The following is an 18,060-nucleotide window of genomic DNA, read 5'->3' as shown; positions in this document are numbered from 1 at the left end:
TCACGAGCTCCGCTGATTAAATCGATATAATTTTAGGTGGGAGAGTATTGGTCATCTGTGAGGTTTGTCAAGAGCCTGTTACCGGGCGATTTCCCTGCATGGAAAATGGCAGCCCGCCGTAATTGGCCGAGTAAAAGGAAAAGGCGATCGCCGGGCGAATGGCCCTTATGCGGCGCACTCCACGCGGACCTCCTGGAACCCGGCCGGCACGGCGTCGGTGACCAGGCGCTCGGCCGCGTCCCAGCCGCACACGCGGATGGGGGCGCTCAGGGCGAACTTGCGGGCGTCGCCCACCACGATCGTGCGGCGGGCGATGGCGATGAGGCGGCGCTTGGTCTCGGCCTCGTACGGGGTGGCGCCGTACACCCCGGAGCCGTCGAGCGCGGTGGCGGCCAGGAACAGGGTGCGCACGCCGAGGTGCTCCAGGGCCGCCAGGGTCTCGGGGCCGCCGAAGGAGCGGGTGTCGCGGCCGTACTGGCCGCCGATGCCGATGAGTGTGACGTCCGGCCTCGGGGCGAGGACGGCGATGGCGGGCAGCGAATGGGTGACCACCGTGAGGCCGGCGTCGGCGGGCAGGAGCCGGGCGATCTCCAGCGTGGTGGTGCCCGAGTCGAGCGCGACCGTGGTGCCCGGCTCGACGTGCCGTACGGCCGCCGCGGCGATGGCGTGCTTGGCGTCGGTGGCCTGGGCGGAGCGGTCGGCGAAGGGCAGGGCGGGGGAGTCCGCGGCCGTGGCGCCGCCGCGCACCGCCCGGATCAGCCGGTCGCCGGCCAGCCTGCGGAGGTCGCGGCGGATGGTGTTGGGGGAGACGCCGAGCTCGGTGACCAGGTCGGTGGCGGCGACGTAGCCGTCCCGCTCGATCAGGCGCAGGATCGCCTCGCGGCGGTCCGGGGCCGAGGAGTAGCGGAGGCTCGACTCGCTCATATGACCATGATGGACCATAAGTTGGCGTTTTTCCGCCATCATTTGGATTTATAGTGACAACATGCGGTTGCCCGACCGGGATCGTGGTGAAGCCGTACCTGCGGGGTCGGATGCCGCCCGCGCCCGACCGGCGCACCGCCCGGCTCGCGGTCTTCGGCGGCCAGGTGCGGGTCCCGCTCTGGATGCGGGTCAAGGCGGCGCTGTCGCCCGTCCCCGTCGAGGTGATGCGGGCCGATGACGCCGTCTGCGCCGGTGCCGCCCTCGTCGCCGGTCAGGCGGGCGGCTCGCTGGACGACGTACCCGTCCTGCCGAGCGGACGCATGCCGGCTGGATCGGCGTGCCGGCGACCCTGGGCACGACGCTCGGCCCCACGACGAGAGCCGTGCGGCGGGCGGCGGACCGGCGCGAGGTGGCGCGGGAGGTCGTGCCGCACCTGTGCGACGGCGCGTTCGAGGCGCTGCGCGCGGGTGATCCGGCCCGTCATGACGCCCTCGTGCTCCAAGGGTTCCGGGAGCCGGCGGGGAAGGTGGACGTGGTGGTGGCGCAGGCGTCGATGGCCAGGATCACGGTGAGGAGCCCGGGGGCGTGCCGGTGCTGTCGTCGCCGCGCTCGGGTGTGGCCCAGCTCGCCTGAGCCGCCCGCCGGTCAGCCGGTGCGCAGGACGATGCGGCCGGTGGTGGTGCCTGCGGTCTGGCGCTGCCAGGCTGCGGCGGCGTCCTCGAGCGCTACCACCTCGTGTGCGACCGTCAGCCGTCCGGCCGCCGACTGGTGCGCGATGTACGCGATGGCCTCGGCCCGCTGCTCCCGGGTGAGCTCGTTGTTGGTGTATCCGAGCACCCGGAGAGATCGGCTGCGCAGCGTCGAGGAGTCGAGCGGGCAGGTCTCCGAGGCCGACCCGCCGAGGTTGACCAGGCGGCCGCCCTTGCGCAGGGTACGGGCGGCAGCGGCGGCCGGGACGCCGTAGAGCGGGTCGAGCACCAGATCCACCGGACCGTCACAGACGCCGGCCAGCCGCGCCGCGAGCTCCGCCACCTCATCGGCACCCGCCACCCGTACGAGACCGGTCACCCCGTCGGCACCCGCCACCTGTGCGAAACCGGTCCCCTTGGCGAGACCGGCCGCCTTGGCGCGGCTGATCGCCTCAACGGGGCTGGTCGACTCAGCGGAGCCGGTCGACTCAGCGGAGCCGGTCGACTCAGTTGGGTCGGCCGCTTTGGCGGGTCTGATCGCGGCGCGGCCGGTCGTTTTGGCGGTGCTGGTCGTCTCGGCAAGGCCGGTCGTTTCAACGCGCCCTGTCGTCTTAGCCGGACGGGTCGTCGCGGTGGGGTCCAGCGAGGGGTTTGCGCGACCGTGGTCCCCGGGCTCCGGGACGTTCAGGGCCACGACGGCGTCCGCGCCTGCCTGCCGGGCCCGTTCCAGGCCCTCGGCTGAGCGGGCGGCCGCCACCACCCGGCGGGCCCCGGCCAGGCGGGCGAGCTGGATGGCCGCCTGGCCCACCACGCCACCCCCGCCCAGCACCAGCACCTGCTCGCCGGCGCGCAGCCCTCCGCGCCAGGTCAGCGCCATGTACGCGGCCACGGCCGACAGCCCCAGCGCGGCCACGGCGAACGGGTCGGCACCGGCGGGCAGCTCCACCAGGTCCTCCGCTCTGGCCGGCGCCACCTCGGCCATGCTCCCGTCACCCGGCGCCATCCCGGCCGAGGTCGGGAACCACACCGGCCGCCCGCCGACCATGCCGACCCCCTGGACGCCGGGCACGTACGGGACGGCGGGCCGGCCGAAGTACGACGTGCCGCCCGCGCACAGCAGGTCCAGCGGGGTGATCGGCGCGGCGACGACCTGCACGGCCACCCATCCGGAACCGGGTGAGAGCGAGGAGCCGGAGGAGCCGGAGGAGCCAGGTGAGGGCACAGGGCGGTCGGCCACGACGGGCGGCCGGTCACAGCTTTCCACCAGGACCGCCCGCATCAACACACCCCGCCCAGGGCCGCGCGAGGACACACCCCGCTCAGGGCCGCGTCAGGGCACGTCCCGCCCAGGGCCGCGCGGGGGCACGTCCCGCCCAGGGCCGCGCGGGTGCAGGCACCGTTCCGGGCCGGGCGCCGACGGGTCCCGCCGCGAACCGGGCGCTGGCAGGGCCCGTTCCGGGGTGCACGCGGATGGGGAGTGCGCGGACAGGATGTGCGCAGACGGGGCGTGCGCAGACAGGATGTGCGCGGATGGGGTGTGCGCGGATGGGGCCCGATCTGGTGGCCGGGGGTGGGAGGGAGGCCCATCATGTGGCGATGTCCGGATATGGCAGCCGCATGTGCGCCAGCCGCCCCGCGTACTCGAGCTGGAACCCCAGCGGCGGATGATCCCGTTCGAACATCGCGATGAACAGCGTCAGCGTGAGGAACGGATGCGCCCCCAGCTCGAACAGCCGCGGATAGTCATGGCCGGCCAGCGCCTCCCGCTCGGCGTCGTCGAACCGCAGCCACGTCGACGACTCGCCGGAATGGCACCCGAGGATGCGGTTGGCGTACTCGGACTCCCACCACTCCACCGTGGCCCGCGGCTCCGAGCGGTAGCGTTCGACCAGCTCCGGGTCGCGGTCGACGGTGAACAGGAACTTGTTCAGCAGGTATTTGCTCACGATCGCCCGTCTCCGTTCGGATACCAGGTGAAGTACGCCTCCATGGTGTGGAACAGGTCGTAGGTGTCCACGTAGTCGGCCTTGCGGCCCTCGCCCGCGACCCCCATCATCAGCATGAAGTCCATGAACCCGTGGGTCGCGTTACCGGGCAGGTGCAGGCTGTCCAGGGTCACCTCCGCCAGGCAGCCCTCGAGGTCGCCCGAGGAGATCCACTCCACGGCCTTGCGGTCGAACTCCGGGTCGGGGCCGTGCGGCCCGAACTGGCGCGGCCCGCCGAGCTCGAGCGACAGGTGCCCGGTGCCGATGACCGCGACCCGCTGCGTGGAGGGCCACGACTCCACCAGCTCCCTGATGGTCCGCCCGAGCTGCACGAACCGCTTCGGCCGGGGGAGGGGCGGGGCGAAGATGTTGGTGTAGACGGGCACGATCGGCAGGTCGTTCTGCGGGCGCAGGGTGATGATCGGGCACGTGATCGAGTGGTCGATCCGCAGCTCGTTGGAGAAGGCCAGGTCGAACCCGGCGTCCAGGCCCTCGCGCAGGATGTACGACGACAGGTCCTCCTGCCCCTTGAACAGCATGCGCGGCAGGCCGAACTCGCGCTCCTCGTTGTAGAAGTTCGCGTCGTAGAAGGGCGCCTTGCCGACCAGGAACTGCGGCATGTTGTCCAGCCAGAGCTGGTGGAAGTGGTCGGAGCCGACCATGACGAGCACGTCGGGCCGCGCCCTGGTCAGGGTCTCCCTGAACGCCTCCACCTTGCGGACCCACTCGTCGGCGAACGGCGGGCGGTCCGCACCGGTGGCGGTGCTGGCGCGGTGGTAGAAGGGGTGGTGGGTGGATGCGATGACCGCGACGAGCTCAGCCATGCGAACCTCCATCGGGGAACGGCTCGGGCGGGATGGACCGGTTGTTCAGGTCCACCGACAGGAAGATCTCGTTGGCCACCGGCCGCCGCAGCTCCTCGGCGAGCTGCCCGATCAGCCCGGCGGTCCTGGCCAGCAGGGCGAACCCGCGCAGCAGCTCCAGCGGCAGCCCCAGGTCCGCCAGCGCCGCGCCGCAGGCCCCGGCCCCGTTGAGGGGCAGCGTGCGGCCCAGGACGTCGGGATGAACCCGCCCGATGGCCGCGAACAGCGACAGGTGCGGCCCGAACAGCCCCTCCTCGGCCGCGATCTCGAACAGCCGCGGCGTGCGCGGGTCGCCGTCCTTGTGCACGTGGTGGCCGAGCCCGGGGATGAGTCCCCCGGTCTCGCGCCGCGCCCGCACGGTCTTCAGGGCGAGCGCGTCCCATCCGGCGTCGTCGCACGGCAGCGGGTCGTGCGCCCGGACCACCTCGTGCAGGAAGCGGCCGCAGTCCTCGGTGACGCCGAGGAAGCGGGAGCCGCCGCCGAGCAGCCCGGCGGCCAGCGCGCCCTGGACGGAGTCGGGCGCCGACAGGTACGTCAGCCGCGTCACGATCGCGGTCGGCGTGAACCCGTGGTCGGCCAGCGCGGCCAGCACCGCCTCGAACACCCGCACCTCCCCGGGAGCCGGCCGCCGCTGCGTGGCCAGCCAGAACGCCAGCTCGCCGAAGCCCACCTCGCCCATCACGTCCGTGGCCAGGTCGCGGCCCAGCAGGGTGATCGAGGTGGGCGACGAGGCCCCGAGCGCGGTCGGGTACTCGGTCATGCCCCGCCCTCCAGCCACTTGCGCAGCTCCGCGCCGTGCTCGTCCAGGCCGGGGGGCGGCAGGGCGTACCCGGCGGGCGTCTCGGAGAAGCGGATCGGGTGCCGCGTCGTCGGCACGGCCCGCTCGCCCTCGCCCACCACCACGACCGGGTCGAGCCCGAACCGCTCCGCCACCGCGAACCCGCCGTCGATGGTGTTGATCGGCCCGCTCGGGATCCCGGCCTCGACCAGCAGCTCGAACCATTCGTCGGCCGGGCGCGTGACCAGCCGTTCGACGAGGATCGGGCGCAGCGCGTCGCGGTGCTCGGTCCGCGCCGCGTTGCGCGCGAAACGCGGGTCGTCGGCCACCTCGGGGATGCCCAGCACCTCGCACAGCCTGCGGAACTGGCCGTCGTTGGCGGCGGCCACGATCAGGTCGTGGTCGGCGGTCGGCAGCGGCTCGTACGGGAACACGCTCGGATGCGCGTTCCCCATCCGGTACGGCACCACGCCCCCCGCCACGTACGCCGAGCTCTGGTTGACCAGCCCGGTCAGCGCCGACGACAGCAGGTTCACCTCGACGTGCTGCCCCCGCCCGGTCGCGTCACGGTGGCGCAGCGCGGCCAGCACCCCGATGACGGCGTGGTTGCCCGCCATCACGTCGAACACCGAGATCCCCGCCCGGTACGGCGGCCCGTCCGGCTCCCCGGTCAGGCTCATCAGCCCCGACATGGCCTGCACCATCAGGTCGTAGCCCGGCACCCGCGCCCCGGCCCCCGACCCGAACCCGCTGATCGAGGCGTACACGACGCCGGGGTTGCGGGCGCTGACCGCGGCGTAGTCGAGCCCGTACTTGGCCAGCCCGCCCGGCCGGAAGTTCTCCACCAGCACGTCCGCCCGCCGGGCCAGCTCCCTGGCCACCGTGGCGTCGGCCTCGTCCCGCAGGTCCAGCGCGATCGACCGCTTGCCCCGGTTGACCCCCAGGTAATAGGTGGACACCTCGCCCCGCGCGGGCGGCGTCCACGACCGGGTGTCGTCCCCGCCGGGCCCCTCCACCTTGACGACGTCGGCGCCCAGGTCGGCCAGCAGCATGGTGGCGTACGGCCCGGCCAGGATCCTGGAGAAGTCGGCCACCAGCACGCCGGACAGCGGCCCCTCGGCCCCATCGGGCATGGTGTCAGTCATCCGGTTCCCTTCGCGCGTCCGCTCGACGGACGCATGTCCGTTGAAGCGATCCCAGCACTGCGAGGCTCGCCCGTCAACCATCTTGACAGTCCGCCGCCCGCTCATCACAGTGGCCTTGACCGTACAGCGGACGGTTGTTCGTTATCGAGGAGCGTGCCATGAACGAGTTCGAGGCCGGACGCCCCGTGGTGCTGCGCGGCGGCACCGTGTTACCCATGGACGGAAGGCGGGTGCTGCCCGGCACGGACGTCCTCGTCACCGGCGACCGGATCGCCGCCGTCGGCCCCGGCCTGGAGGCTCCGGACGACGCCCTCGAGATCGACGCCTCCGGCGGCATCGTCATGCCCGGCATGATCGACACCCACCGGCACATGTGGCAGACCGCGGTGCGCGGCTACGGCGCCGACTGGACGCTCACCCAGTACTTCGTCTGGTTCTACCTCGAGCACGGCAAGCTGTTCCGGCCCGAGGACGTGCACGCGGGCAACACCCTCGCCGCGATCGAGTCCCTGGACGCCGGCGTCACCACGGTCGTCGACTGGTCGCACGGCCTGCGCACCCCCGACCACGCCGACGCCGCCGCCGACGCGCTGCAGTCGGTGCCCGGCCGCTACGTGCTCGCCTACGGCAACCTCCACCAGCGGCCCGCCGAGTGGGCGACCGCGCCGGAGTTCCGCGACTTCGTCCGCAGGCGGATCACCGGGAACGACCTGCTCGGCTTCCAGATGGCCTTCGACGTGGTCGGCGACCCCTCCTTCCCGGAGCAGCCCGCGTTCGAGGTGGCCCGCGACCTCGGCGTGTCCGTCACCACGCACGCCGGCGTCTGGGGCGCCACCGGCGACGACAGCATCCGCCTCATGTACGAGCACGGCTTCATGACCCCGGGCACGGTCTACGTGCACGCCGCCTCGCTGTCGGCCGACTCCTACCACCGCATCGCCGCCACCGGCGGCTCCATCTCGGTCTCCACGGAGAGCGAGCAGAGCGCGGGCCAGGGCTACCCTCCCACCTACGCCGTCCGCGCCCACGGCATCCCGGTCTCGCTGTCCATGGACACCAGCGTCTGGTGGAGCGGCGACCTGTTCTCGGCCATGCGCACCACCCTCGGCGCCGACCGCTCGCGCGAGCACCTCGAGGCGCACGCCAAGGGCGAGACGGTCACGCACTGCGCGCTGCGCGCCGACCAGGTCGTGGACTGGGCGACCAGGGGCGGCGCCAGGGCCATCGGCCGCGACGACCTCGGCACGGTCGAGCCCGGCAAGAAAGCCGACCTGGTGCTCATCAAGAACGACGCGTCGCCGGTGTCGTTCCCGCTGCTCAACCCGTTCGGCCACGTCGCCTTCCAGGCGCAGCGCGGCGACGTGCACACCGTCCTGGTGAACGGGCGCGTGGTCAAGCACGAGCACCGGCTGGTCGGCATCGACCTGGCCGCCGCGCGCGCCGGGACCGAGCGCACCGTCGAGTACCTGAGGGGCGAGATGGGGGAGGAGGCCTGGGAGAAGGGCATGAACCCGGACATCCCCACGGCCAAGGTCCTCGACAACCCGTACACGTACACGGACTTCCGCAGCGACGCCACGCACCGGCTCTGAGGGCCGCTGTGCGGACGGGTGACCGTCTAAAGTCGGATCAACCGATCCGAGCAAGTGAGGGCGTTCATGGCACGTGGTGAGACCGGACCTGACTTCATCGAGGCGCTGGCCCGCGGCCTCGATGTCATCAGGGCCTTCCAGCCGGGGCGCCCGGTCATGTCCCTGACCGAGGTGGCGGCCGCCGCCGGGCTGGCCCGCCCGACGGCCCGCCGCATCCTGCTCACCCTTCAGGAGCTCGGCTACGCCAGGACGGAGCGGGGCGGGTTCGCGCTCACCCCCCGGGTGCTGGAGCTGGGCGTGTCCTACGTGCGCTCCATGGGCCTGTGGGAGGTGGCCAGGCCGCACCTGGAGCGGCTGGTCACCCAGACGCGCGAGTCGTCGTCGATCGCCCAGCTCGACGGCTCCGACATCGTCTACGTCGCCAGGGTCGCCGTGCCGAAGATCGTGGCCCTGTCGGTGCAGATCGGCACCCGCTTCCCCGCGCTGCAGACCTCGCTGGGCAAGGTGCTGCTGGCGGCGCTGTCGCCGGCCGAGGTGGAGCGGGTCCTGGCCGAGCCGAGCCGCTCGGGCATCGAGCCGCGCTGGCGGCCGGACCCCAAGGAGCGCGAGGCGGTGCTGCGCGGGGTGCGCGCCAAGGGCTGGGCGATCACCGACGAGCAGCTCGCCCTGGGCATCCGGTCGGTGGCGGCGCCGCTGCGCGACGGGCTCGGCAACGTCATCGCGGCCGTGAACGTCAACGCCCACGCCGCCGAGACCTCGCTCGAGAAGCTGACCGAGGAGCACCTGCCGCTGCTGCTGAAGACGGCGGGCGCGATCAGCGCCGACTGGGCGACGTACGAGGCGGTGCCGCACGTGACGGCCTCTTGAGGGGCTCCTGGGTCTTGCCCGTTGGTCGCGGGCGGCTTTCAATGAGCCCCATACAGATGATCCAGGAGGGCACATGCGTGGCTTACGGGCTTCGGCGGTCGTCGCGTTGATCGTCGGCACGACATTCCTGGGCGGACAACCGTCCGCTCCAGCGGTGGCGGGGCCGTCGGATCCGGAGCCGGCCTCACTGGTCACGCTCTCCGTGCCCGACCGGGCCGCGCTCGACCGGCTGGTCGGCTCGGGCGCCGACCTCACCGAACGCGTACGCCCCCAGCCCGACGGCAGCATCCAGGTCGACGCCGTCGTCACCCCGAGCCAGCTCGAGACCCTGCGCCCGCTCGGCGCGAGCCTGGCCCCGCAGAGCCCGCCCCCGAGCACGGCCCAGGCCACCACCGCGCGCGACCGGCTGGTCATCGAGCGGGCCGTCTGGTGGAAGTCCCGCGACGGCTACTTCCTGTCGGTCGAGGCGTCCAGCAGCGCGGCGCAGGCCTCCACGCTCACCGTCACCTGGACGGGCGGCAGCGGCGGCCAGGCGCAGATGGTCGCGTACGTGGACGCGGGCGCGTACCTGGGTCACCAGCTCTCCACCCCGGTCCCCGCCGACGCCCGCCCGGAGCGGGTCACCGTCACCTCGTCGGGCGGCGCCAGGGCCGAGGCGCTGGTCAAGGAGTGGCCGGACGGTGAGCCCCCCGACCACGCCGAGCCCGGCTACCAGAAGGACTTCATCACCCAGTACATGCCGCCGGCGCAGCTCAACGAGCGCATCAAGGCGCTGCACCAGCGCTTCCCCAAGCTCACCGAGCTCATCGCGCTGCCGTACAGGACCAACGGCTACCGGCGGCACGCCCAGGCCCTGATCGGCGCCCCGCCCGCGGCGGCCGTCGTGGTCACCTCCAACGCCTACGGCTCCGAGGGCGGCAACGACCTGGCCGTCGAGCTGGTCGTCCCCGGCGCGCCGAACAGCCCGCTGCGGGTGACCCTCAACGGCAAGCTCATCACCGTGAGCCTGGCCACCGGCGCCTCCGGCGCGCGCGTCAGCACGGCCGCCCAGGTCGCCGCCGCGATCAACGCCACCGCCGGGCTACCGGTCAAGGCCACCACCTACCGCACCGACGCGGGCGCCGGCATCATGGCGGCCGCGCCGCTCACCCAGCTCGACGACTTCCTCAACGCCCCCGCCGACGTCTCCCGCGAGCCCGCGCAGGTCCTGGCCCTGCGGATCGGCGAGCACCGCGACGGCTCGCGCACCGGAGTGCTCGCCTACGCCCAGGAGCACGCCAGGGAATGGGTGACGCCGCTGGTCACCATCGAGGCGGCCGAGCGGCTGCTGCGCAACCACGCCACCGACCAGGCCACGCGCCGGCTGCTGGAGCGCACCGACATCTTCATCGTGCCGACCGTCAACCCCGACGGCGCGAACTACAGCTTCTACGACTTCAACTCCCAGCGGAAGAACATGACCAACCACTGCCCGCCGCAGCAGTCCGACCCGGCGCTGCGCAACACGTGGGGCGTGGACGTCAACCGCAACTACGCCGTCGGATCACTGTCCGACGGGTACTTCGGCGCCTCGGCCAACTGCCAGAACGGCACCTACGCCGGCCCCGGCGAGCACTCCGAGCCCGAGAGCCGCAACGTCATCTGGCTGGCGCAGAACCACCGCAACATCAGGTTCGCCATGAACGTGCACAGCTACGGCGGCTACTTCATGTGGCCGCCCGGGGCGTACAAGCTCGACGGCCGCATCACGCTGCCCCGGCCGAGCCAGCTCGAACTGGCCTACTTCCTGCGCTCGGCCCGCACCATCGAGCAGGCCATCACCGCCGAGCGGGGCACCGTCATCTGGCCGCAGCAGACCGGCCCCGTGACGGACGTGCTGTACTCGGCGGCCGGCAACTCCGCCGACGAGCTCTGGTACGACTACGGCGTCTACGGGTGGGACTTCGAGGTCGGCGCCGACCTGTGGAACCCCCAAAGACGCGCGTGGGAGGGCGTGGGCTTCCAGCCGCCGTTCAGCGAGGGGCACCAGGAGGCGCTGGAGTTCGCCTCCGGGCTGATCTCACTGATCGGGATCGCGGCTGACTACCGGGCACCGTGAACCTCGCGGCCGGGCCCCGCGCCCGGCCGCCCCGGCATCTCGATCCGCGACTTCGGCTGGAGGCCGTCTTGCGCACACCCACCGCCCTCCTCGGCGCTCTCCTCGGCGGGGCCGTCTCGGCCGCCCTCCTGGTGAGCCCGCACTCCGCGCAGGCCGCCCGGCCGGAGCCGCCGCCCCCGGCCGTACGCGACTCCGGCAACGGGCCCGAGCGCAATGAGGTGGCGTCGGGTGTGCCCGACCGGGCCGGCGCCCCGCGCGCCACCACCGGGGTGTCCGCCGAGTACGGCTATCCCCGGCGCACCCGGCTGCCGGTGCCGCCGGAGAACCCGGCCGACGCCGCCATCAAGCTGGGGCTGGTGCCCTACCACGGCATCGCGCCCCGGCTCAACGACCTGCAGGGGCGCAGCGACCGGGTGAGCGCCGAGCTCATCGGCAGCTCGTACGGGGGCCGCGACCTCTACCTCGTCACCGTCACCGCGCCCGAGAGCATCACCGAGGTACGCGAGCAGGCCCGCCTGCGCGACCGCATCGAGAACGAGCCGGCCGTCGCCGCCCACGACCGCGGCCTGGCCGGGCGTTACAAGGCGCCGATCTTCGTCAACGGCAACATCCACGGCAACGAGTGGGAGGGCACCGACGCCGCCCTGCGCACCATCGAGCACCTCGCGACCAGCACCGATCCGGCGGTCGCCGCCCTGCTCAAGCGCACCAGACTGTACTTCAACGTCACCGCCAACCCCGACGGCCGCATCGCCGGCACCCGCCAGAACGGCGCCGGCTTCGACCTCAACCGCGACTTCGTCACCGCCTCCCAGCCCGAGGTGCGGGCGATGCGCCAGGTGATGATCGACACCCAGCCGGTCGCCATGCTCGACCTGCACGGCTACGTCAACGGCACGCTCATCGAGCCGACCACGCCGCCGCACGGCGCCAACTACGAGTACGACCTGTTCATCACCAACACCTACGCCAACGGCCTCGGCATGGAGGCCGCGGTCAACGGCCTGGGCTACACCCCGGAGAAGGACGGCGTGGAGCCGGTCCAGATCCCGTTCCGCGACTCCGCGGAGGGCTGGGACGACTGGCCGCCGATCTTCACCCCGCAGTACGCGCCCTTCCACGGCACGGTCGCCGCGCACACCGTGGAGATCCCGCTGCGGGTCAACGGGGCCGACTACACCAACCTGCCCGTCGCCGAGCTGCGCCGCCGCTCGGCGATCAACACCGACGTGGCCGCGGCCGCGATCCGGGCGACCTACGGATTCGTCCAGGCACGGCACGACCGGCTGATCGCCGACCAGATCGAGGTGTTCCGGCGGGGCGCGGCGGGTGAGCCGTCGAAGGCCGTCCCGCTCGGCATCGTGCCCGGCTTCGGCCCCGAGGACGTCTACACCACCACCTACCCCGGCGCGTACGTCATCCCCGCCGGAGCCGGGCAACGCTCGGTCACGGCCGCCGCGCGCCTGGTCGACCACCTGGTCGCGAACGACGTCCGGGTCGGGCGGGCCGAGCACGCCTTCCGGGCGGGCGGCACCTTCCACCCGGCCGGCTCGTACGTCGTGGACATGCGCCAGCCCAAACGCGGCCTGGCCAACGTCATGCTGGAACCGGGCGCCGACATCTCACCCAAGGTGAGCACCATGTACGACATCTCCGGCTGGAGCCACGGTCTGCTCTGGGGCGCCACCGTGTCGGCCGCCACCGGCCCGGTGAGCGTCGCGACCGAGCCGGTCCAGGCCGCCGCGCCCACCGGCTCGGTCCCGCCGGGCCGCGGCCCGCTCGCACTCAGGGTGGGCGACGCCAAGGAGGTCCTGGCGCTGAACGCGCTGCTGGCCCAGGGCGTCGAGATGACGTGGAGCGGCGGCACGGCGATCGTCCCCTCCTCCGCCAGGGCGGCGGCCAGGACGGCCGCCGACCGTTACGGCGTCGCCTTCACCCTCGCGGGCCAGGCCACGGGCGTCCCGCTCGCGCCGGTGCGCGTCGCCGCCGCGGCCTCGGCCGACGAGCTGTTCACGCTGCGCGAGCTGGGCTTCGCCGTCACCCCGGTCTCGACCGCCGTGCTCAACGCGGGCTTCGACTGGAGCGCCACCGACGTCCTGTACGTCTCCAGCGGCCTCAGCCACGCCGCGCTCAACCCGGCGGCCAGGACGGCGCTGACCGCGTTCCTCGCCAGGGGCGGCGTGATCGGCCGCGGCGGCACGGGCGCCGCCTTCAACGCCGCCGCCGGCCTGCTCACCGTCACCCCGGTGGCCGGCAACCCGGACGCGAACGGCGTGGTCCGCACGGTCACCGGCGACGGCCCCGTGGCGAGCGGGTCCCCCGAGCACGCGTTCGTGTACTCGCCCCGCTGGTTCACCGGGCTCGGCGCGGGCGTCACGGCCGAGCAGTCGTACGCGGCCGGCGGGCCTCTGGTCTCCGGCCACTGGCGTCCCAACGAGGACGGCACCGGCGGCCCGGAGGCGGCGCGGGGCCAGGCGGCCGTGGTGAGCGGCAGGGACGAGGCGGGCGCGGCCGTGGTGCTCTTCGGCACCGAGCCGATGTTCCGCAACCACCCCAAGGGCCTGTTCGCGCAGGTGGCGAGGGCGTTGTACTGGTCGGCCTCGGTGTCGGAGGCCGCCGTGACGCCCTGACTGATCCGATCACAGCGCTGGTCATAGGGAAATCCGCGGGTTACCATCCGGAAACACATCCGATGTATGTGGCCCGCAGGAGCCTCTCATGCCCATCGCCACGCCGATACGTCTGTGCGCCGCCCTCCTCCTGGCCCTCTGCCTTCTGCCCGCCCTCCCCGCGCAGGCCGCGCGGGGAGGCTGGCGGATCGCCGGCCTGCCCGGCGGTCCGGCGGCGGAGCTCGCGCTCGACCCCGGCACGGGGACCCTCACCCTCGCCGTGACCCGCCACGGCGCCTTCGTCCTCGAGCCCGGCCCGCTCGGCATCGTCACCGAGCGGGCCGACCTGTCCCAGGGGCTGCGTCTGCTGCACCGGCGCGACCGCCTGGTGACCGAGCGCTACACCACCGCCGCCGGCAAGCGGCTGGCCAGGTCGGCGCTCATGCGCGAGGCCACGTTCGCCTTCGCGGGCGCCGGCGGGGCCCGCCTCGACGTGGTGGTCAGGGTCGCGCGGGACGGCGTGGCCTACCGCTACCGGCTGCCGGACGACCACGGCGCCGTCCTGCGCGAGACGTCCGCCTTCACCCTGCCCCAGGACGCCACCGCCTGGCTCGCCCGGCACCGCCGCGACTACGAGAACCCGTTCGTCGCGTATCCGGCCAGGTCCGCGCCCGCGGCCGACTTCATGGTGCCCGCACTGTTCGAGACCGGCGGCGGCCATGTCCTGATCACCGAGTCGGACCTGGACGGGCGTTACTCCGGGCCGCGGCTGGCCCACGAGGCGGGCTCGGCCACGTACGCGCTGCGGCTGTGGGACGAGCGGGTCGAGGTGGCCGGGCCGCTGCGGAGCCCCTGGCGGGTGATGATCGCCGGAGACCTGGCCACCGTGACCTCCTCCACGCTGGTGGACGACCTGGCCACCGGCTCCGAAGTCCGCGACACCTCCTGGATCGAGCCCGGCCAGGTGCTGTGGACCTGGCTGGCGGGCGGCAGGGAGGCCGGGCAGAGCCTGGAGGCCCAGCGGGCGTTCGTGGACTACGCCGCCGAGCGCCGCTGGCCGTACGTCGCGGTGGACGCCGGCTGGTACTTCCTCAAGGACCAGTGGGACGTCACCGACCCGCAGTGGCCGGCCACGAGCTGGATCCCGCGGCTCGTCGAGCACGGGCGGAGCAAGGGCGTCGGGATCCTGGTCTGGATCCACTTCCGCGACCTGGACACCCCCGAGGAGCGCGACCTCTGGCTGCCCACCCTGAGCCGCTGGGGGGTGCGCGGGGTAAAGATCGACTTCATGGACGCCGAGTCGCAGGAGCGGCTGCGCTGGTACGACGAGATCCTCCCCGCCACCGCCGCCAACCGGCTCCTGGTCAACTTCCACGGCTCCACGATCCCCAAGGGCCTCCAGCGCACCTGGCCGCACGTGATGACCATGGAGGGCGTGCACGGCGGCGAGAAGCGCACGCTCACCACCGCGCACCTGACGACCCTGCCCTTCACCAGGAACGTCGTGGGCTCCATGGACTACACGCCGATGGCCTTCCACCGCCCGGGAAGGCCCACCTCCGACGCGCACGAGCTCGGCCTCGCGGTGACCTACGAGTCCGGCCTGCAGAACCTGGCCGGCACCGTCGAGTCCTACCGGGCCAGGCCGCAGGCCGAGCGCTTCCTCGAACAGGTCCCCACCGCATGGGACGAGACGCGCCTGCTGTCCGGCCGCCCGGCCGACCACGTGGTGCTGGCCCGCAGGAGCGGCGACCGGTGGTTCGTCGGGGCCGGGATCGCGGGCGCGGCGCGTACGCTCGACGTCCCGCTGGGCATGCTGCGCGGCCGATGGCTGGTCGAGGTCGTCCGCGACGGCGAGACCGGCCTGGTACGCGAGGGCCACGTCGTCGAAGGCCCCCGCGGCCGGCTGACGGTGGCGGTGCCCGCCGAGGGCGGCTACGCGGCCGTCGCCTGCCGATGGCGTCCCCGGATCACGACCTGCGACCGCTAGACCTCCGACCTCCTGTCGTCCAACACCTCCGATGTATAGGTGCATCTTGATGAGAAGACGGTTACTGGCAGGGCCGATCGTCCTGCTGCTCGGCGCGGCGATCGCCGTGGCCACACCCCCGGCGACGACCGCCGCCGGCGCGGAGAGCGGAGGCGCGGTGCGGCCGTACACGCTGTGGTACGACGAGCCGGCCCCCGACACGAACGCGGGCTGGGAGGCGCGCTCGCTGCCGATCGGCAACGGGGCCATGGGCGCCACCGTGTTCGGCGGCGTGCGGGCCGAACGGCTGCAGTTCAACGACAAGACCCTGTGGACCGGCGGGCCCGGCGTCCCCGACTACACCTACGGCAACTGGGACGCCCCGCGGCCGGGCGCCCTGGAGGCGGTCAGGCAGCGCATCTGGCAGGAGGGCGGCATCTCGCCCAACGACGTCCTGGCCGCGCTCGGCCTCAAGTCCGACACGCCGCGCCACCGCAGGTTCGGCGCCTACCAGAGCTTCGGCGACCTGCGCCTCACCTTCCCCGGCCTGTCCGGGGAGGCCACCGGCTACCGCAGGGAGCTCGACCTCGCCCGCGGCGTGGCCGCCGTGTCGTTCACGGCCGGGGGCGTGCGCCACGCCCGCGAGTACTTCGCCTCCGCGCCCGCCGGGGTGATCGTGGCCAGGCTCACCGCCGACCGGCCCGGCGGTGTGAGCTTCACCGCGGGGATCGCCGTGCCGGCCAACCGCTCCGCCACGGCCTCGGCCGGCGGCGGCCGGGTCACCGTCAAGGGGGCCCTGACCAGCAACGGCATGGCGTACGAGGCCCAGGTGCGGGTCATCGGCCAGGGCGGGAGGCGGACCGACAACGCCGACGGCACCGTCACCGTGACCGGCGCCGACTCGGCGCTTCTCGTCCTCGGCACGGGCACCGACTACGCCGCCGACTATCCGGCGTACAAGGGCGCCGACCCGCACGCCGCGCTCACCGCCCGGGTGGACGCCGCCGCGGCCCTAGGCCACGCCCGGCTGCGCGCCGGGCACCTGGCCGACCACGCCGCGCTCTTCGACCGGGTCCGCCTCGACCTGGGCGGGGAACTGCCCGCGATCCCGACCGACGACCTGCTCGCCCACTACGGCAGGACCGCCGCACCGGCCGCCGACCGGGCCCTCGAACAGCTCTTCTACCAGTACGGCCGCTACCTGCTCATCGCCTCCTCCCGCCCCGGATCCCTGCCCGCCAACCTCCAGGGTGTGTGGAACGTCCTGGAGGCCCCGCCCTGGCAGGCCGACTACCACCTGAACATCAACCTGCAGATGAACTACTGGCCCGCCGAGATGACCAACCTGGCGGAGCTGGCCCAGCCCCTGCACGCCTACGTGGACGGGCTGCGCGAACCGGGCCGGGTCACCGCCCGGCAGATGTACGGGGCGCGCGGCTGGGTCGCCCACCACGCCTCCAACATCTTCGGCCACACCGGCGCCTGGGACCATCCGGCCTACTTCTTCCCCGAGTCGGGCGCCTGGCTGTCGCTGCAGCTCTACGACCACTACCGCTTCACGCTGGACGAGCGCTACCTGAAGCGGACCGCGTACCCGGTGATGAAGGAGACCGCCGAGTTCTGGCTGGACTTCCTGCGGACCGATCCCCGCGACGGCAGGCTCGTCGCCATCCCCAGCCGCTCGCCCGAGATCGGCCCGTCCACGGCGGGCGCGGCGATGTCCCAGCAGATCCTCTGGCACCTGTTCACCGACCTGCGCGAGGCCGCCGGGCTGGTCGGCGACGGCGCGTACGCCACGCGCGCCGCCGAGGTGCTGGCCCAGCTCGACCCGGGCCTGCGGGTCGGCAAGTGGGGCCAGCTCCAGGAGTGGAAGGAGGACATCGACGATCCGGCGGAGACCCACCGGCACGTCTCCCACCTGTTCTCCGTGCACCCCGGACGGCAGATCTCGCCGCGTACGACCCCGGAGCTGGCGCGGGCGGCCAAGGTCTCGCTCGAGGCGCGGACCGACGAGGGCACCGGCTGGAGCAAGGCCTGGAAGATCAACTTCTGGGCGCGGTTGCTCGACGGCGACCGCGCGCACAAACTGCTGCGCGACCAGCTCCAGACCAGCACCCTGGCCAACCTGTGGGACACGCACCCGCCGTTCCAGATCGACGGCAACTTCGGCGCGACCTCGGGCATGACCGAGATGCTGCTGCAGAGCCACCTCGGCACCATCGACCTGCTGCCGGCGCTGCCCGGCACGTGGGCGGACGGCCGCGTGACGGGCCTGCGCGCCCGCGGCGCGCACACGCTCGACCTGACCTGGGCCTCGGGGCGGCTGTCGGAGGCCGTCCTGATCTCCGGCGCGGACGGCGAGGTGAGGCTCCGCAACGACGCCTTCCGCGGCGGCGTCCGCGTCGCGGGACCGCGCGGCGGCCAGGTCGCGCACGACCGGGACGGCGATATCGTGACGTTCCAGGCCGAACCCGGCGTGACGTACCGGATCACTGCTATGATGTGATCACTCTTCAGCCTCCCGGCCGCCGTGCCGGGAGG

Annotated in this window: 13 protein-coding genes; 7 read left to right on the top strand and 6 right to left on the bottom strand. The window is 73.1% G+C overall.

Annotated features, from left to right (window positions below):
• Positions 1-165 precede the first annotated feature (165 nt).
• Positions 166-924, bottom strand: a complete 759-nt coding sequence (locus AB0I15_RS54350; RefSeq protein ID WP_358115465.1) for a DeoR/GlpR family DNA-binding transcription regulator — start codon at positions 922-924, stop codon at positions 166-168.
• Positions 925-1,034: 110 nt separating this feature from the next.
• Between AB0I15_RS54350 and AB0I15_RS54345 the strand changes: the two genes are divergently transcribed.
• Complete coding sequence (locus tag AB0I15_RS54345) at positions 1,035-1,496, top strand: FGGY-family carbohydrate kinase (RefSeq protein WP_358115557.1); 462 nt, start codon at positions 1,035-1,037, stop codon at positions 1,494-1,496.
• Between the two features lie 73 nt (positions 1,497-1,569).
• Here the strand turns inward: AB0I15_RS54345 and AB0I15_RS54340 are convergent, their stop codons facing one another.
• From AB0I15_RS54340 to AB0I15_RS54320, 5 genes are all read right to left on the bottom strand, one after another.
• Entirely contained in the window at positions 1,570-2,892 is a 1,323-nt protein-coding gene (locus AB0I15_RS54340; protein WP_358115463.1) for a zinc-binding dehydrogenase, read from the bottom strand.
• A 307-nt stretch (positions 2,893-3,199) separates the two neighbouring features.
• Complete coding sequence (locus tag AB0I15_RS54335) at positions 3,200-3,559, bottom strand: hypothetical protein (RefSeq protein WP_358115461.1); 360 nt, start codon at positions 3,557-3,559, stop codon at positions 3,200-3,202.
• The gene (locus AB0I15_RS54330) at positions 3,556-4,422 is read right to left on the bottom strand and encodes an extradiol ring-cleavage dioxygenase (RefSeq protein WP_358115458.1); all 867 of its coding nucleotides are present in this window, start codon (positions 4,420-4,422) and stop codon (positions 3,556-3,558) included. Before AB0I15_RS54330 ends, AB0I15_RS54335 begins: the two co-directional genes overlap by 4 nt.
• Complete coding sequence (locus tag AB0I15_RS54325; RefSeq protein ID WP_358115456.1) at positions 4,415-5,221, bottom strand: citryl-CoA lyase; 807 nt, start codon at positions 5,219-5,221, stop codon at positions 4,415-4,417. The genes AB0I15_RS54330 and AB0I15_RS54325 overlap by 8 nt, the downstream gene beginning before the upstream one ends.
• Entirely contained in the window at positions 5,218-6,384 is a 1,167-nt protein-coding gene (locus tag AB0I15_RS54320) for a CoA transferase (RefSeq protein WP_358115454.1), read from the bottom strand. The genes AB0I15_RS54325 and AB0I15_RS54320 overlap by 4 nt, the downstream gene beginning before the upstream one ends.
• Before the next feature lie 158 nt (positions 6,385-6,542).
• On the opposite strand from AB0I15_RS54320, the gene AB0I15_RS54315 reads away from it, so the two are divergent.
• The 6 genes from AB0I15_RS54315 to AB0I15_RS54290 all read left to right on the top strand — a co-directional run bounded on the left by AB0I15_RS54315 (position 6,543) and on the right by AB0I15_RS54290 (position 18,025).
• A complete protein-coding gene (locus AB0I15_RS54315) occupies positions 6,543-7,976 on the top strand; it encodes an amidohydrolase family protein (RefSeq protein WP_358115452.1) in 1,434 nt (477 codons plus the stop codon).
• Positions 7,977-8,042: 66 nt separating this feature from the next.
• Positions 8,043-8,843, top strand: coding sequence for an IclR family transcriptional regulator C-terminal domain-containing protein (locus AB0I15_RS54310; RefSeq protein ID WP_358115449.1), 801 nt, complete (start codon positions 8,043-8,045; stop codon positions 8,841-8,843).
• 73 nt (positions 8,844-8,916) lie between these two features.
• Positions 8,917-10,941 (top strand): M14 family zinc carboxypeptidase, encoded by a 2,025-nt coding sequence (locus AB0I15_RS54305; protein WP_358115446.1) that lies wholly within the window; start codon positions 8,917-8,919, stop codon positions 10,939-10,941.
• Between the two features lie 68 nt (positions 10,942-11,009).
• The gene (locus AB0I15_RS54300; protein ID WP_358115443.1) at positions 11,010-13,571 is read left to right on the top strand and encodes a M14 family zinc carboxypeptidase; all 2,562 of its coding nucleotides are present in this window, start codon (positions 11,010-11,012) and stop codon (positions 13,569-13,571) included.
• An 88-nt stretch (positions 13,572-13,659) separates the two neighbouring features.
• Positions 13,660-15,540: a glycoside hydrolase family 97 catalytic domain-containing protein gene (locus AB0I15_RS54295; protein WP_358115440.1), complete on the top strand. Its 1,881-nt coding sequence runs from the start codon at positions 13,660-13,662 to the stop codon at positions 15,538-15,540.
• A 49-nt stretch (positions 15,541-15,589) separates the two neighbouring features.
• On the top strand, positions 15,590-18,025 hold the full coding sequence (locus AB0I15_RS54290) for a glycoside hydrolase family 95 protein (protein ID WP_358115438.1): 2,436 nt from the start codon (positions 15,590-15,592) through the stop codon (positions 18,023-18,025).
• Positions 18,026-18,060 lie beyond the last annotated feature (35 nt).

The sequence above is a fragment of the Nonomuraea sp. NPDC050643 genome, assembly GCF_040654715.1.
Lineage (GTDB): Bacteria > Actinomycetota > Actinomycetes > Streptosporangiales > Streptosporangiaceae > Nonomuraea.
Note: the sequence above shows the minus strand (reverse complement) of the source record. Positions and strands in the feature narration are given on the sequence as shown.

What these genes read in the sequence shown, in the direction of transcription:
- AB0I15_RS54290 (WP_358115438.1), top strand. Translation starts at nt 15,590, where the DNA reads ATGAGAAGACGGTTACTGGCAGGGCCGATCGTCCTGCTGCTCGGCGCG.
- AB0I15_RS54295 (WP_358115440.1), top strand. Translation starts at nt 13,660, where the DNA reads ATGCCCATCGCCACGCCGATACGTCTGTGCGCCGCCCTCCTCCTGGCC.
- AB0I15_RS54325 (WP_358115456.1), bottom strand. Translation starts at nt 5,221, where the DNA reads ATGACCGAGTACCCGACCGCGCTCGGGGCCTCGTCGCCCACCTCGATC.
- AB0I15_RS54305 (WP_358115446.1), top strand. Translation starts at nt 8,917, where the DNA reads ATGCGTGGCTTACGGGCTTCGGCGGTCGTCGCGTTGATCGTCGGCACG.
- AB0I15_RS54315 (WP_358115452.1), top strand. Translation starts at nt 6,543, where the DNA reads ATGAACGAGTTCGAGGCCGGACGCCCCGTGGTGCTGCGCGGCGGCACC.
- AB0I15_RS54310 (WP_358115449.1), top strand. Translation starts at nt 8,043, where the DNA reads ATGGCACGTGGTGAGACCGGACCTGACTTCATCGAGGCGCTGGCCCGC.
- AB0I15_RS54345 (WP_358115557.1), top strand. Translation starts at nt 1,035, where the DNA reads ATGCCGCCCGCGCCCGACCGGCGCACCGCCCGGCTCGCGGTCTTCGGC.
- AB0I15_RS54330 (WP_358115458.1), bottom strand. Translation starts at nt 4,422, where the DNA reads ATGGCTGAGCTCGTCGCGGTCATCGCATCCACCCACCACCCCTTCTAC.
- AB0I15_RS54340 (WP_358115463.1), bottom strand. Translation starts at nt 2,892, where the DNA reads ATGCGGGCGGTCCTGGTGGAAAGCTGTGACCGGCCGCCCGTCGTGGCC.
- AB0I15_RS54350 (WP_358115465.1), bottom strand. Translation starts at nt 924, where the DNA reads ATGAGCGAGTCGAGCCTCCGCTACTCCTCGGCCCCGGACCGCCGCGAG.
- AB0I15_RS54320 (WP_358115454.1), bottom strand. Translation starts at nt 6,384, where the DNA reads ATGACTGACACCATGCCCGATGGGGCCGAGGGGCCGCTGTCCGGCGTG.